Origin of the sequence: Ferrimonas sp., assembly GCF_048263965.1 — a bacterium.
Taxonomy (GTDB): domain Bacteria; phylum Pseudomonadota; class Gammaproteobacteria; order Enterobacterales; family Shewanellaceae; genus Ferrimonas.
In genome coordinates this window covers 1-13,781 of record NZ_JBLXDO010000005.1, presented here as the reverse complement: position 1 = coordinate 13,781, position 13,781 = coordinate 1, and the positions used below count along the sequence as shown (strand labels likewise).

Genomic DNA, 13,781 nt, shown 5'->3' with positions numbered 1-13,781 from the left:
GATCGCGCGAAAGATAGATCTGAAACCGGATAAAGAAAAACGATAAATTTCTATCGTCTCGACAAAAATTCGTTGTTAACATCGGCGCAGAAACCCGTTGGAGTCGCCATGGACGTCAAAGTCTTTAAAACCTTTCTGGAAGTGGCCAAAGAGCGCCACTTTGGCCGGGCCGCAAACAGCCTGAACATCACCCAGGCGGCGGTGAGTGCCCGCATCAAGCAACTGGAGGAGTATTTCGATGCTTCTTTGTTCGTGCGTCAGCGCAACAACATCCGCCTTACCTCGACAGGGGAGAGGTTGGTTCGTTATGCCGAGGTGATGGTCAGTACCCTGCAACAGGCCAGGGACGATCTGAAGTTGGCCAAGGGGGAGCAGGCGCAGCTGACTATGGCGGGAACGCCCAATGTCTGGGATGCCTATTTGCAACATTGTTTGGGGCTGATCACCGAGTCGATGAGTGGCTACGCATTCAGTGCCGACACCCTGAGTCAGGAACAGGTGAACCGGGCGCTGTTGCAGCGCACCCTGGATATGGGGATTCTGTTTGAGCCGGTAAAATCTGAGCTACTGCAGTGCAGCGAGGTGGCCAGGCTGGAGTTGGTGCTGGTGAGCACCTGCCAGGAATCAGCGGAGCAGGCACTTTGTGGGGAGTACATCTTTGTGGACTGGGGGGTGCAGTTTGCCCAGGCTCATGCCGAGGAGCATCCGGGGTCTGTGCCCCCGGCGATGCGCACCAGCAGTGCACGCATCGCTCTGGATATACTTCTGAAAAGGGGCGGCGCCGCCTACCTGCCACTCTCCATGGTGGAGCCTTTCCTGGAGAGTGGTCAGCTGTTCAGGCTGAGTGAGGGCAGCCTGATGGAGCGGGAGATATACCTGGCTTATCGCAAGGATACCCCCTTGCTGGAGGGGATCCTCAGAGTGCAGGCCAGGCTGTCTGCTACCTCGCCGGCAGGGGGCTATACCCTGCAGGCCGCCGCCGACAACCTTTAGTCGTGAGCTTCGTGGCAGCTCAGACAGTTCATACCCTCGGTATCCATGTGTTCAGACTCGGCCATATCCTCTGTGGTATGGCAGCTCTGACACTCGGCGTCGTTGGCGAGGGCGGGTGGAATAGCGATAAGCGCCGCCAATATCAGGGGTATCGACAGGACCACGGCCCAGGGAATGGGGCGGGGCATGTATCTGAGTTTACTCATGAGTACTCCTTGGCTTGGTGACGAAATCGGGACTGGCTTCAGCATATCTCATTGAACCCTGATGATTTCTGAACGAACCTACGGAGCACCTATCGGCTATATCTTCACCAGAACTCGTTGTAACCCCTCTCCATTCCAACTTTTTCTTTACATTTTCCCCTGGAGGATCCGGCGGTGAACACCAGTTCACCAGTGCACAAATTTTCAACGGTGCAAGCTGTTTAGGATTCTCTGCTGCCAAATGGACGCTTATGTGGGAAATACCGCTTTTGAAGACGAAAGTCGCTGCCTTGAGCCCTGTGGAGCCTTGTTGCTAGTGTAGGGGGGACAAAACAAACCGGGCCTGGAAGCGGCCCCGAACAATAATAAGGAAATCGTTTTGCAGGTAATTAACAACTTCCTCCTGTCCCTGGATGGGTTCCTGGGCTCCGCGCCCTGGTTCCCCTGGGTGCTGCTGGGTGTGGGTCTGTTCTTCACCCTCTACCTTGGATTCCCCCAAATTCGTTACTTTGGCCGCGCCTGGAGTATCGTCCGGGGCAAACATGATCACTCCAAAATGGCTGGCGACACCAGTCACTTCCAGGCGCTGTCCACTGCGCTATCTGGTACCGTAGGTACAGGTAATATCGGGGGGGTGGGCCTGGCCATCTTCCTGGGCGGCCCAGCAGCCCTGTTCTGGATGTGGATGACCGCCTTCCTGGGTATGACCACCAAGTTCGTGGAAGTGACCCTGTCCCACAAGTACCGGGAGAAGACCGACGACGGCACTATGGCCGGTGGCCCCATGTACTTTATGGACAAGGCACTGAACATGAAGTGGCTGGCGGTGATCTTCGCCCTGGCGACCATCGTCAGCTCCTTCGGTACCGGTAATATGCCCCAGGTGAACAACATCGCCGTGTCCATGGAAGCCACCTTCGGCATCGCGCCCGTGGTTACCGGTGGTGTGCTCTCCATCCTGCTGGCGCTGGTGATCCTGGGCGGCATCAGCCGCATCGCCAAGGTGACCTCCACCCTGGTGCCTTTCATGTCCGTGGTGTACGTCATTGGCGCATTGGCGGTGATCTTCTACAACCTGGATAACCTGGTGCCCTCCTTTGTGTCTGTATTCAAAGACGCTTTCACCGGCTCTGCGGCCACCGGCGGCTTCCTGGGTGCCACCTTTGCCTATGCTTTTAACCGAGGGGTAAACCGAGGCCTGTTTTCCAACGAAGCGGGCCAGGGTAGTGCGCCCATCGCCCACGCCGCGGCCCGTGCGGATGAGCCGGTGTCCGAGGGCATGGTGTCCATCCTCGAGCCCTTCATTGATACCATCATCGTCTGTACCCTGACTGGCATGGTGATCCTCTCCTCTGGCGTGTGGACAGAGAAACACCACAACAGCTTCCAGACCGCCGACATCGAGTATGTACAGGGCCACTACAGTGACGGCGTCGACAGTGATAAGACCGAGCTGTTCCACTACCTCACTGGCCAGGACTCCACCGTGAACGCCTACAACGGCGTCATTGTCATTCGTGACGGTGAAGCGGTGAACCAGGACTTTACCCTGATTGCTGCCCGCTCGGTGGCGGAAGATGTGCGCTACACAGTGAAAGGCTTCCCCTTCAGCGGCAACCTGGAGATCGCCGAAGGTAAGCCAATGGATCTGGCTGTGACCATCGAGGGCCGCTCACTGATTCACTCGGCAGAGCTAACCACCAAGGCCTTTACCCGGGGCTACTTCGGCGAGTATGGCCAGTATGTGGTCTCCATCGGCCTGCTGCTGTTCGCCTTCTCTACGGCCATCGCTTGGTCCTACTACGGCGACCGTGCGGTTACCTACCTGTTTGGCAGTCGTTGGATCCTCACCTACCGGGTGTTTTATGTGGCCGGCTTTATGATTGCGGCGGTGGCGGACACCACTATTGTCTGGAACCTGGCGGCGGTCTCCATTGTGTTGATGACCCTGCCTAACCTGTTCGGCATCTTGCTGCTCTCCAAGGAGATGAAGCAGACGGTGGCCAACTACTGGTCCACCTCGCCGGATGTAAAAGAAGAGGGCAAGGCCCAGAGCCCGGCAGAGTAAACCTTCTCCTGGGCTGAGACGCCGCCTCTCGTAGGCGGCGTTTCTGTTTGTTGGCGGCGGCAATATCGCCTTCACCGAGGAAACCCTTTACCTTGAAGGTCGCCTCTGTAATAGTGGGCGGCGCAAGACAGCCCCGGCCCGCGCCGGTCAGGGCATAGATGACAAGGAGTGGAAATGGCGTTAATTGATTGTCCCGCCTGTGGCAAGCGCATCTCAGACAAGGCGAAGACCTGCAGCCACTGCAAGGTGGTGCTGGATGGCGACAGCGACAAGATCGAATCTGCCCAGCGCATCGCATCCATCAACAAGAAAACCCAATTGATGAACCACAGCTTCCTGGCCCTGCTGGCCTTTGTCGGCGGATTTGCCCTATGGTTCTGGGGCGGAGAGCAGGCGGAGAACTGGCGTAAACCTGCGGGTATCGGCATGATGGCCGTGGGCTTTGTAGGTTACCTGGTGACCCGGGTCAGAATCGCGCTGAATAAAAGGGGATAGGCATGGAGTGGCAAACACTGGCAGCGAACATGGACGCAGAACTGGCGCAGAAGCTTCAGACCGCGGTTGAAATTGGTAAGTGGCCCGATGGCACCCTGGTGACCGATGAGCAACGTGAAGCCGCCATGCAGGCGCTGATCGTCTGGCAGTCCAATCATAACAGTGAGAACCAACATCTGACTGTGGGCAGGGATGGGGAGATCAACCACCTGTCCAAGGATGTGCTCAAGCATCAGTTTGATGATAACCAGATCACCCGTCTTAAGCCGGAGTAACCCATGAGAGCCTGGATTTTGGCCCTGGCGGCCCTGGCCCTGTCGGGCTGTGACAACAACGAGGTGGGGGATGTTTCCCTGGGGCTGTTCACCACCAAGGACATCAAGGTTGAGGTGTTGCAGGACCCCATAGTGACCGGCGTCACCTGCCATATCTCCAACATCGAAGCGGATCTGGACTTTGCCGATCCCAGTGATATGGGCATCTCCTGTCGCCAGACCGGTGAGATCACCCCGGAGATGATCGCCGCCATCGATACCGGCAAATCCGGAGAGGTGGTGTTCAAAAAATCCAAGAGTGTCCTGTTCAAGAGCCTGAAGATAAGACGCATTTTGGATCAGAAGACCCAGACCCTGCTCTACATCGCCTACAGCACTAAAGAGACCAAGGGCAGCTATAAGCACTCGCTCTCCACAGTGCCTTTGTGGGGCACCCAGGCCTACAAAGCCGGGTCAACAAAAAACTGAATGATGCAGGGGGCCGCAAGGCCCCTTTTTAATGGACGCTTGGCGGAACGTGCTTGAACCCTGTTTGTGTCCTGTGATCGGTAATAATGGGGAATATTATCCTCTTGGTTACTTTTTATATTAGTTTCGGCTTAAATTGAGATCTCCGTACTTTCGATTGCAGAATTCAGAAATTAGAGTTTCACATGAGCCTGCTAGAGCAGTTCGCAACTCATTGAAGTTGCAAAAAATAGGCAACAAATGAGCGTGCTCTTAGGATCAGATGCCAAGGATATTGGGCATAGCAACATGATTAGTTCTGTTTTCTTTGTCACCAACAATCGGACATCTCTATGAGCGCCAGGGCAACAACAAGACGCGATTTGGAAAGCGCGCTGCACAAGCGGGAATTTGAGTTTTATTACCAGCCCAAGGTTTCCATGATCACCGGAGAGATCTGCGGTGCTGAAGCCTTAATTCGCTGGATCAGGGCCGATGGTACGGTGGTACTTCCCGGCGCTTTTATTCCCCAGGCCGAGTCCAACGGCTTTATCAACCGCCTGACCCTGTGCATGGTCAAACGCCTTATAGAGGATATCGGTCAGATCAACAAACTGGGTCAGCCGCTTCCTGTTTCATTCAACGTGTCAGCCCATGACTTCCAGAACCGAAAGCTGGTCAAGTTGCTGATGGAGGGGGTCGCGCGGGGAGAGATCGTCCCGGAACAGATAGAGATAGAGCTGACCGAGACCGTGGTGCTCAATGAGTGCCCTGTGGTGATAGAGAACCTCAATAAGCTGAAGAACCTGGGTATTCGACTGGTGATGGATGATTACTGTCGCGGATTTTCCAACCTGGGAACCCTGGCTCGCTGGCCCTTTAGCACCATTAAGATAGACAAGTCGATCATCAGCCAGGTGGAAGCGTCGGAAAAGGAACTCTCCATCGTTCAATCCAGTATTCAGATGGCCCATAACATGGACCTGGAGATCGTTGCCGAAGGGGTAGAAACAGAATCCTGCTATCGTTTGCTGCAAAACACCGGCTGCAGCGTGGCGCAGGGGTATTGGATCAGCCCACCACTGCCCCTTAAGAGTTTTCTCAATTTCCTGCAGGAGGGACGGCACTGGCCGTCTCAGCTCCTGGGCATGTTACACATGGCCCAACTGGACCATATTCAGTGGCGTAAAGCGGTTATCGACAGCGTCTACAACTTGGACCTGATGAGCGACGCAAACACCTTAAGCTGGCCTGAAGCCCATCATACCCAGTGTCGCCTGGGCAAATGGCTTTATGGTCCGGGTCGTTGTTTTTCAAACACCATCTGGTTCAACAAGCTACACCAGAGCCATAAGGATCTGCATCAGACACTGGCTGAATTGATGGTGGCGGTGGACGCAGGGCAAACTGGCAAACCCCTGGTCGATTTGATGCGAAAGCTGTCGCGCCAGTCGGACCTGGTGATGCAGATGCTTCATGAACTTGAGCATTACCTGGTGGAGCAGCGTCTGGTTAGGGAAGACAGGATCGAATTTGAAGGCTTGGCGGTGGTCTCGACGGCCAGGTAGCGCTTACCACGGCTGTCAGGTTGAAACCCTTGTTAAGCTGTGAGTTACTAAGTACCCTAGCTTACTCATTCGACAGGACGTCGATATGCCTCAATATTCCCCTCTGCTTGGCCCAGTAGTGGCGTTGATTTGCTGGTCTCTGGTGATGTGGCTGTGGATGTACTTCACCCGAATCCCCGCCATCCTCAAAGCCGGCATGACACTTGACCCCAATGCCCCCAGAGGGGAGCAGATGGATCAGTTGCCTCCGCCGGTACGCTGGAAAGCTGACAACTACAACCACTTGATGGAGCAGCCCACGCTGTTCTACCCCCTTATCATCGCCCTGGTCCTAATGGGTGAGCAGGGGAGCATTACCATGATTCTTGCCTGGAGCTATGTGGTGCTGCGGGTGGCCCACAGCCTGGTGCAGGCCCTGATCAACAAGGTAGAACTCAGGTTCGCGGTCTATCTGCTGTCCAACATTCCTCTGTTTGCACTGACGGCCATTGCTGCCGTCTTGTTCATGCGTCAAATGCACTGATTTAGTTAGATAAATTGCGATCACCCCCTCTTTATCTCACTAGTGGATGCAGGTAGATTAGGGCGCAACAATTTTTGTCTCCGCATATTGGAGAAGGGATTAGAGAGGACAGATGGAACCTAACTACGATAAATACAGCCTGACAGAGCTGGTTGATGCCCTGGGGCAGCTGGATGCAAGCGCGTTTCCAGAGCGCGCCGCTCGCCTGAAGCAGTTGATCGCCGAGAAACACCAGCAGCAGGCTCAGGCGATTGCCGAGAGGGAGTCCATTTTCAGCAAGGAGGCCAGGAAGGTACCGCTAGAGTTTACCGGCACCGGGGGCGACTACTTCAAACTGTGGATCGTCAATCTGCTGCTGAGCATCGTCACCCTTGGGATCTACAGCGCTTGGGCCAAGGTGCGCAACAATCAGTACCTGCTGGGCCACACCAAGCTGGAGGGCCACAGCTTCCGCTATCTGGCCAAGCCGATGCAGATTCTTAAGGGGCGGGTGATCGCCGTTGCCGTACTCATTGGCTTTTCTGTGCTATCCCAGTTCTTTCCCATCGCCGGCCTGCTGTTCAGTTTGGGCCTGCTGGTTGCGACCCCCTGGCTGATTCTGCAGGGGATGCGCTTCTCCATGCGAATGACCGCCTACAGAAACGTGCGCTTCTCCTTCGAGGGCAGCTACTTCGGCTTATTGGCGACCTTTGTGCTTCTGCCTATTGTGGGTGCCTTTACCCTGTACCTGGCGATGCCTTGGGTGTTTAAGAAGATGGATCAATACCTCTATAGCCACACCACCTATGGTGGCAAGCGCTTCGAGGTGAACACCTCCAGCGGCAGTTACTACAAAGCCTCCTTTGCCGGGCTGGGGTTGGGCTTTGTGCTGTTTATCGCCCTTTTCTCCATACTGGGGTTAGGGGAGGGGTTGTTTGCCTACAACGCCGAGGGCGAGCCGGACTTCCAGTTGGTGCCCATGCTGCTGTTCTACGGCGCCGCGTTTTTGATCAGCTTTATGGTGCGCGCCCTGTACCAGAGCATGGTACTTAACCACTTGATCGGTGAGACCTCGATCGAGGGCGTGGTCTCCTTTAAGCCTGAAATCAAGTTAGGCAGTTACATGAGAATGATGACCACCAATGCGGTGATGCTGGCCTGCACCCTGGGGCTGGCCTACCCGGTCACCCAGGTGCGCAAACTCAAATACATGACCGACGCCATCGGGGTGATGCTGCTGCCTGGTGCGGATACCCTCACCAACACCGTCGGCGAAGGAGATTCCGCTTTCGGTGAAGAAGCGGCGGGACTGTTCGATCTCGATCTCTCCATCACCTGATAGGACTGGGCAATGAGTCTTCAGATTGAGGGGGTCTACCTGGCCCCCGGAAGCGGTCAAAGTCAGAAGGGGCGGGTTGAACTGGTTCAGGAAGAGTTGATCCTCTACCTGGACGGCGACAGTTCTCGCCACATATGCTGCGATCTTGGCGACTGTGAGCAGGGAGAGGTACTGGCGGGATTGCCGGTGGACCTTCGTTTTGCCGATGGCGCCCTGTTTACCCCGAATGATCCGGGGTTTCGCTGGCCCCAGACCTCAAGCGCCCAGCGAGTCTTGCACTGGCTGGAGGGGCACTGGAGCGCGGTATTGGCTGGCGTACTGCTGGTGCCGCTGTTTCTGTGGGTGATGGTGACCAAGGCACTGCCCGCTGCGGCAGACGCCTCGGTGAGCCTGTTGCCTGATGCGGTGCCGCGCCAACTTGGGGAACAGACTCTGTTTCTGCTGGACAAGACCCTGATGGATCCCAGTGAACTCAATGAGGCGCAAAGAGAGCGGGTTCGAGGCCAATGGCAGCATTCGCTGCAGCACCTGTCACTGAACAGCAGCGACTACCAGCTGCTGTTTCGCAGCAGCAAAATGGGCGCCAACGCCTTCGCCCTGCCCGACGGTACCGTGGTGCTGACCGATGAGATTGTCACTCTGATGGAGCCGGAGCCCCACGCCCTGACGGCGGTGCTGCTCCATGAAATCGGTCATGTGGAGCACCAGCACGGGTTGAAGCAACTGGCCCGGGCCACCGCCAACAGTATGCTGTTCGCACTGGTGCTGGGGGACATTGAGGGAGCCGGTGAGGTGATCATCGGAGCCGGCAGCAGCCTTATCGACAGCGCGTTTTCCAGGGAGATGGAGTCGGAGGCGGATCGCTTTGCCCATGCACAACTGAAGCAGCTTGGCTTGTCTCCGGTGTACTTCGCCACTGCCATGCGCTTGCTGGCTGAGTCCAGCCATCAGTCCCTGGATGAGGACAGCTCTGGCCACTGGACCCAGTACCTGAGCAGTCACCCCGAGACCCTGGAGCGTATTCATGCGGCCGAGGATGCCGTAAATCCCAAGGAGGGCGAGCAGTAAGGGCTCGCCAGACCCGTCACCAAACTCATCACCCCTAATGGAGAAAAGATGTCCCCTTCCTTTATAGCCACTGTATTGGCCACGGCGATGCTTGTTGCCTTGCCAGCCAAGGGTGACACTCACCTCAAGGTGGCCCATGAGATGCTGGAAGCGATGGGAGCTGAGCGCCTCACCAATGAAAGCCTGGAAGTGGTTCTGGATCTCCAGGTTCGTGCCAATCCGGAGATGGCGCCCTTCAAAGCAACCCTGAAAGCGTTCTACTTCAAATACGCCGGATGGGACAGCGTCAAAGAGGATTACGCCGCTCTCTATCAGGAAGCGTTCACCGAGGCGGAGCTTAGGGCGCTGACCGAGTTCTATCGCACCCAGGTCGGTCAGAAGATCCTCAGGTTGCAGCCGCAACTGATGGAGGAGGCGATGATGATTGGGGAGCGGCGACTGGATGAGAACCTCGTCGAGCTCCAGCAGAGGATTCGTGAGAGAGAACAGCAACTGCGCCAGTCTCATTGAGTAAGCTCAGGATTTCGGACGTTTTTCGTTTGATAAAGGGCGGAGCTTATTCTGGGAATGGATTAGAACAGGATAATTACGCACAGAGTGAAAAAAGATGTTTTACTTATAGTTAGCAACCGGGGCCAACGCCTGTTTTGCGGTTGCGCCTGTAGAGCAAGTTGAAGGAGGGGGTTATGAATAAACAGACCGCACGTCAGATGGTCCACAGTGCGATGTTGGCGCCCTCCAGTCACAACAGCCAGCCCTGGCGGTTTCGACTTCAGGATGACAGCATTGAGCTGCTGGCAGACCGTTCTCGTGCCCTGCCTGTGACTGATCCCGACGATCGTGAACTTCACATCAGCTGCGGTTGTGCCCTGATGAACATGAGGCTGGCAGCCGCCAAAGCCAAGGTTGGCATTGAGGTACAGCTGCTTCCTGACCCCGACAATCCCGACTTGCTCGCCAGAGTTCAGCAGTGCCCTTTGCTGGAAGAGCAGCCTGATCTGGCCCAACTGGCCGATCAGATCCCCCACCGCCATACGGTGCGAACCGATTATGAACCCGGATTTGACCAAGGTGAGCTGATTGCCGATCTGCGCCATTGGGCCAAATTGGAGGGGGTGCAACTGGCGGTGGTGTCCAGTGAGGCCCAGCGTCAGCGTATCGCCAATCTGGTGGCCCAGGGCGACAGGACCCTTTGGGCGGATACAGCCTGGCGCCGGGAGCTGGCGAGCTGGATGATGCCGCCGAACCGGGGAGAGGGGCTGGCGGTGTCGGCCCTCTGGTCGCCCCTTGTTCGAGCCATGATTCGCTGGTTCAACCTTGGCGCCATGATGGCCCGTAAAAGTAACCAACTGGTGGAGAAGGCGCCGCTGCTGCTGGTACTTTCCAGTTGTGGTGACGGCCCCAGGCAGTGGCTTGAAACCGGGCAGGCCCTGCAGAGCGTGTTGCTTGGTTGCTGTCAGCGGGGCTACCAGGGCTCTTTCCTCAACCAGCCGATACAGGTGGCCTCTTTGAGGACCCGTCTGTCCAAGATAACGGGGCTGGCGTCACCTCAGATACTGCTCAGGTTGGGGCGGCCTGTTGAGAAGGCGGAGGCCTCCCCAAGGCGGCCGCTCTCCGGCATGTTGGACCCGGTCTAACCGCACTTACAAAAACAGCCCTCGAATGAGGGCTGTCTTTTTTGTCAGGAAGGTCACCACGCCCTATCGGCTGAGTTCCCCTCTCAGGCTCTGCTCCATGGCCTGCAGCCGCTCATCAAAGCTCATGGGCTGGCTCAACAGGAAGTGCAGCTTGGCCAGGGCCGCTTCTGTGGTCATATCGTACCCACTGATGACACCCGCCTGTGACAGGGCGTTGCCGGTGGCATAGCCGCTCATGTTCACCTTGCCCTGAAGGCACTGGGTCAAGTTGACGATGATCACCTCCCGCTTGCGGGCGTCCTTGAACAGGTCCAGCAGCTCTGGACGCTGCGGGGCGTTGCCCACGCCGAAGGAGAGCAGGATAAGCGCTTTGACCGGCTGCAGCAGGATATTGCGAATCACCTCGGAGGAGATCCCCGGATAGAGGGTCACCACGCCGATGGGTTGCGGGGTGATGGGGTGCACTGTCAACGGCCCCTTGGACTCCAGCAGGGTCACGCCAGGCCCGGACTGGATGTGGATTCCCGCTTCCAGCAGCGGTGGCAGGTTGGGGCTGGCAAAGGCATCGAAGCCGTCTGCGTGCACCTTGGTGGTTCGGTTACCGCGAAACAGCTTGTTGTTGAAAAACAGACAGACTTCGCCAACGGGGTGGCTGGCCGCCAGGTACAGGGCGTTCAGTAGGTTGTGCTGACCGTCTGAGCGCAGTTCGGCAAAGGGGATCTGCGAACCGGTGACCACCACAGGCTTGGTCAGCCCCTCCAGCATGAAAGAGAGGGCGGCAGCGGTGAAGGCCATGGTGTCGGTGCCATGAAGGATGACGAAGCCGTCAAACTCGTCATAGCGCGCCTGGATGTCGTCGGCGATGTGCTGCCAGTCTTCCGGGGTCATGTTGGCGGAGTCCATCAGATCGGCGTATTCGCTGATCTCAAACTCCGGCATCTCCGCCCGTTGGAATTCGGGGTTGGCCTTGACTCGCTCGGTGAGGAACCCGGCGGTGGGGGCATAGCCCTGATCGGTTTTCTGCATACCGATGGTGCCGCCGGTGTAGGCGATGTAGATCCGTTTTTTTGTCATTATGCTCAAAGGGGTAGGCCAGGATGGCCGGATTATAGGATGTGGGGCGGGGGAGTGCAAAAGGGCCTCCCGAAGGAGGCCCTTTAATCTGTGTCTCTTAAGAGGAAAAGCGGCTTACAGCTCGCTGCACTCCAGGCACAGCATGTAGGCGTTTTGCGGGTCAGACAGCTTCAGCTGCTGCTCCAGAGGGCCCAGCAGAGTCTGCTTCACCATGCCCATCAGCTTGTTGCCTTCAGACTGGGGCAGCTCTACAGAGGCATTTTTCAGGATCTCCTGAATGATCTGCTGCTCTGGGCTGAGCTCTTTCTCGATGAGTATGGTGTCGTAGTCGCTGATACCGGCAATTTCGGCGGCACCGGCGACGGCGTCATCCAGGCTGCCCAGTTCATCCACCAGACCCAGCTCTTTGGCGGCGGCGCCACTCCAGACACGACCCTGGGCCACTTCGTCCACCTTATCAACCGGGATGTCACGGGCGGTGGCCACCAGGTTGATGAAGTCGGCGTAGCCCTTGTTGAGGTTCATCTGCATGATGCGCTTGAAGGAGTCGGGCAGGGGCTTGAACACATTCAGGCCGGCCATCTCAGTGGTGCCCACACCGTCCATGTTGACGCCGACGGTCTTGGCAGTCTCTTCAAAGGTCTGAATCATGCCGATGATGCCGATGGAACCTGTGATGGTGTTGGGCTGGGCGTAGATGCGGTCAGCGTTGGCCGAGATCCAGTAACCACCGGAGGCAGCCACAGAGCTCATGGAGGAGACCACGGTTTTACCCGCGTCCTTCAGCGCCAGAATCTCCTGACGGATCTGCTCAGAGGCGTAGACACTGCCGCCGGGGCTGTCGACGCGGATCACCACGGCTTTCACCTGGTCATCCTCACGAGCCTGACGCAGCAACTTGGACATGGAGTAGCCACCAATGGTGCCCGCAGGCTGATCCCCGGGAACGATGGGGCCCTGGGCAACAATCACCGCCACCTGATCACGACCGGGCAGGTTGATCTCAGGGGTCATCTGAGCGCCGTAGTCCTGCCAGGAGACGCCATTGAACTTGCTCTTATCGTCTTTCTTGGCGCCGAAGCGCTCAAACAGCTGATCGCGCATCTCCACCGAGGTCAGCACGCTGTCCACCAGGCCGTTTTCCAGGGCGTACTGGCTGAAGTCGCCATCCACCTGCTCCAGGCCAGCTTCCAGCTGGTCCAGGTTACGGTCCAGCAGACCCTTGGGCAGGGTGCGGTTGGCATTGACCGTGGCCTTGTACTGGCCCCAGATGTCGTCCAGCAGGGAGCGATTGGCTTCCTTGGCGGGCTCGGACATTTCGTTGAGGTAGTAGCTTTCGGCGAAGGACTTGTATTTGCCGACGCGGAACAGGTGGGTCTTCACCCCGACCTTGTCCAGCAGATCTTTGTAGAACAGGCGATACATGCCCATGCCTTCGATGGCGACGGTACCGGATGCGTTCAGCTGAATCTCATCGGCATAAGTGGCCAGCAGATAGGGACCCTGAGTGAACCAACCGGACTGGGCAATCACCGGTTTGCCGCTGTCGCGGAAACGGTTCAGGGCCTGGCCCACCAGCTCCAGCTTGGCAGTGCCACCATAGACACCTCCGGGACGCAGTACGATGCCGGCGATGCGGTCATCCTCGGCAGCAGTTTCAATAACGTCGATCAGTTCCTCGAGAACGATCTCCTGCTCCTTGTCGCCACTGCCGGCGACCATCTCGAAAGGATCCATCTCTCTGGGCTGTTCAACCAGCTTGCCTTCCAGGTTCAGCACCAGGGCAGCGCCCTGGGGCACCTGTGGGACCTGATCCTGACTGAGCCCTACCAGAATCAGGGCGAGGAAGCCGAAGAACACCAAGTTCAGTATCAGTCGTCGGGTGCCGTTGATCCCTGCCCAAATGAAGCCGAGCAATCGAATCGGCCATGCGCGTTTCTGAGACATGCGTATCTCTATCCTTAAACTATTGACCTACTTATATTACAGATGCCCTGCATCCATGTCAGACTGCAATTGTAAGGCTTTTTAATGGTTCTTCGCACATTAGCGGGAACTAGATACGAAAACGGCTGGAAAGGTTATTGTGTAGTCGCCAAACAAACACCA

General features: G+C 57.0%; 14 protein-coding genes. 11 read left to right on the top strand and 3 right to left on the bottom strand.

Annotated elements, in window-relative coordinates; genetic code table 11:
- The first annotated feature begins 108 nt into the window (after window positions 1-108).
- Window positions 109-993, top strand: coding sequence for a LysR family transcriptional regulator (locus ACN0RV_RS06525; RefSeq protein ID WP_417346660.1), 885 nt, complete (start codon window positions 109-111; stop codon window positions 991-993).
- Here ACN0RV_RS06525 and ACN0RV_RS06520 read toward each other — a convergent pair.
- Window positions 990-1,199, bottom strand: coding sequence for a hypothetical protein (locus ACN0RV_RS06520; protein ID WP_417346658.1), 210 nt, complete (start codon window positions 1,197-1,199; stop codon window positions 990-992). The two genes, ACN0RV_RS06525 and ACN0RV_RS06520, sit on opposite strands and share 4 nt — an antisense overlap.
- A gap of 379 nt (window positions 1,200-1,578) precedes the next feature.
- Between ACN0RV_RS06520 and ACN0RV_RS06515 the strand changes: the two genes are divergently transcribed.
- The 10 genes from ACN0RV_RS06515 (at window position 1,579) to ACN0RV_RS06470 (ending at window position 10,598) form a co-directional block, all read left to right on the top strand.
- Window positions 1,579-3,267, top strand: a complete 1,689-nt coding sequence (locus ACN0RV_RS06515; RefSeq protein ID WP_417346656.1) for an alanine/glycine:cation symporter family protein — start codon at window positions 1,579-1,581, stop codon at window positions 3,265-3,267.
- 174 nt (window positions 3,268-3,441) lie between these two features.
- Complete coding sequence (locus ACN0RV_RS06510; RefSeq protein ID WP_286342709.1) at window positions 3,442-3,762, top strand: zinc ribbon domain-containing protein; 321 nt, start codon at window positions 3,442-3,444, stop codon at window positions 3,760-3,762.
- A gap of 2 nt (window positions 3,763-3,764) precedes the next feature.
- The gene (locus tag ACN0RV_RS06505) at window positions 3,765-4,037 is read left to right on the top strand and encodes a YeaC family protein (RefSeq protein ID WP_417346654.1); all 273 of its coding nucleotides are present in this window, start codon (window positions 3,765-3,767) and stop codon (window positions 4,035-4,037) included.
- Between the two features lie 3 nt (window positions 4,038-4,040).
- Entirely contained in the window at window positions 4,041-4,505 is a 465-nt protein-coding gene (locus tag ACN0RV_RS06500; RefSeq protein ID WP_417346652.1) for a CreA family protein, read from the top strand.
- A gap of 362 nt (window positions 4,506-4,867) precedes the next feature.
- The gene (locus ACN0RV_RS06495) at window positions 4,868-6,052 is read left to right on the top strand and encodes an EAL domain-containing protein (protein ID WP_417346650.1); all 1,185 of its coding nucleotides are present in this window, start codon (window positions 4,868-4,870) and stop codon (window positions 6,050-6,052) included.
- Between the two features lie 85 nt (window positions 6,053-6,137).
- Window positions 6,138-6,575, top strand: a complete 438-nt coding sequence (locus ACN0RV_RS06490; RefSeq protein WP_417346648.1) for an MAPEG family protein — start codon at window positions 6,138-6,140, stop codon at window positions 6,573-6,575.
- A gap of 112 nt (window positions 6,576-6,687) precedes the next feature.
- Window positions 6,688-7,893: a YjgN family protein gene (locus ACN0RV_RS06485; protein ID WP_417346647.1), complete on the top strand. Its 1,206-nt coding sequence runs from the start codon at window positions 6,688-6,690 to the stop codon at window positions 7,891-7,893.
- Window positions 7,894-7,905: 12 nt separating this feature from the next.
- The gene (locus ACN0RV_RS06480) at window positions 7,906-8,961 is read left to right on the top strand and encodes a M48 family metallopeptidase (protein WP_417346645.1); all 1,056 of its coding nucleotides are present in this window, start codon (window positions 7,906-7,908) and stop codon (window positions 8,959-8,961) included.
- A 48-nt stretch (window positions 8,962-9,009) separates the two neighbouring features.
- Window positions 9,010-9,471 (top strand): DUF2059 domain-containing protein, encoded by a 462-nt coding sequence (locus ACN0RV_RS06475; RefSeq protein ID WP_417346643.1) that lies wholly within the window; start codon window positions 9,010-9,012, stop codon window positions 9,469-9,471.
- A gap of 176 nt (window positions 9,472-9,647) precedes the next feature.
- The gene (locus ACN0RV_RS06470; RefSeq protein WP_417346641.1) at window positions 9,648-10,598 is read left to right on the top strand and encodes an Acg family FMN-binding oxidoreductase; all 951 of its coding nucleotides are present in this window, start codon (window positions 9,648-9,650) and stop codon (window positions 10,596-10,598) included.
- 63 nt (window positions 10,599-10,661) lie between these two features.
- Here the strand turns inward: ACN0RV_RS06470 and ansA are convergent, their stop codons facing one another.
- Window positions 10,662-11,672 carry an asparaginase gene (gene ansA / locus ACN0RV_RS06465; RefSeq protein WP_417346639.1) on the bottom strand — a complete coding sequence of 337 codons (1,011 nt, stop codon included), beginning with the start codon at window positions 11,670-11,672 and terminating at the stop codon, window positions 10,662-10,664.
- 114 nt (window positions 11,673-11,786) lie between these two features.
- Complete coding sequence (sppA, locus tag ACN0RV_RS06460; RefSeq protein ID WP_417346637.1) at window positions 11,787-13,619, bottom strand: signal peptide peptidase SppA; 1,833 nt, start codon at window positions 13,617-13,619, stop codon at window positions 11,787-11,789.
- Window positions 13,620-13,781 lie beyond the last annotated feature (162 nt).

Bases quoted from the DNA above. Each gene is read 5' to 3' on its own strand.
- ACN0RV_RS06525 (WP_417346660.1), top strand. From the start codon at position 109: ATGGACGTCAAAGTCTTTAAAACCTTTCTGGAAGTGGCCAAAGAGCGC.
- ACN0RV_RS06520 (WP_417346658.1), bottom strand. From the start codon at position 1,199: ATGAGTAAACTCAGATACATGCCCCGCCCCATTCCCTGGGCCGTGGTC.
- ACN0RV_RS06510 (WP_286342709.1), top strand. From the start codon at position 3,442: ATGGCGTTAATTGATTGTCCCGCCTGTGGCAAGCGCATCTCAGACAAG.
- ACN0RV_RS06505 (WP_417346654.1), top strand. From the start codon at position 3,765: ATGGAGTGGCAAACACTGGCAGCGAACATGGACGCAGAACTGGCGCAG.
- ACN0RV_RS06500 (WP_417346652.1), top strand. From the start codon at position 4,041: ATGAGAGCCTGGATTTTGGCCCTGGCGGCCCTGGCCCTGTCGGGCTGT.
- ACN0RV_RS06490 (WP_417346648.1), top strand. From the start codon at position 6,138: ATGCCTCAATATTCCCCTCTGCTTGGCCCAGTAGTGGCGTTGATTTGC.
- ACN0RV_RS06485 (WP_417346647.1), top strand. From the start codon at position 6,688: ATGGAACCTAACTACGATAAATACAGCCTGACAGAGCTGGTTGATGCC.
- ACN0RV_RS06480 (WP_417346645.1), top strand. From the start codon at position 7,906: ATGAGTCTTCAGATTGAGGGGGTCTACCTGGCCCCCGGAAGCGGTCAA.
- ACN0RV_RS06475 (WP_417346643.1), top strand. From the start codon at position 9,010: ATGTCCCCTTCCTTTATAGCCACTGTATTGGCCACGGCGATGCTTGTT.
- ACN0RV_RS06470 (WP_417346641.1), top strand. From the start codon at position 9,648: ATGAATAAACAGACCGCACGTCAGATGGTCCACAGTGCGATGTTGGCG.
- ansA (WP_417346639.1), bottom strand. From the start codon at position 11,672: ATGACAAAAAAACGGATCTACATCGCCTACACCGGCGGCACCATCGGT.
- sppA (WP_417346637.1), bottom strand. From the start codon at position 13,619: ATGTCTCAGAAACGCGCATGGCCGATTCGATTGCTCGGCTTCATTTGG.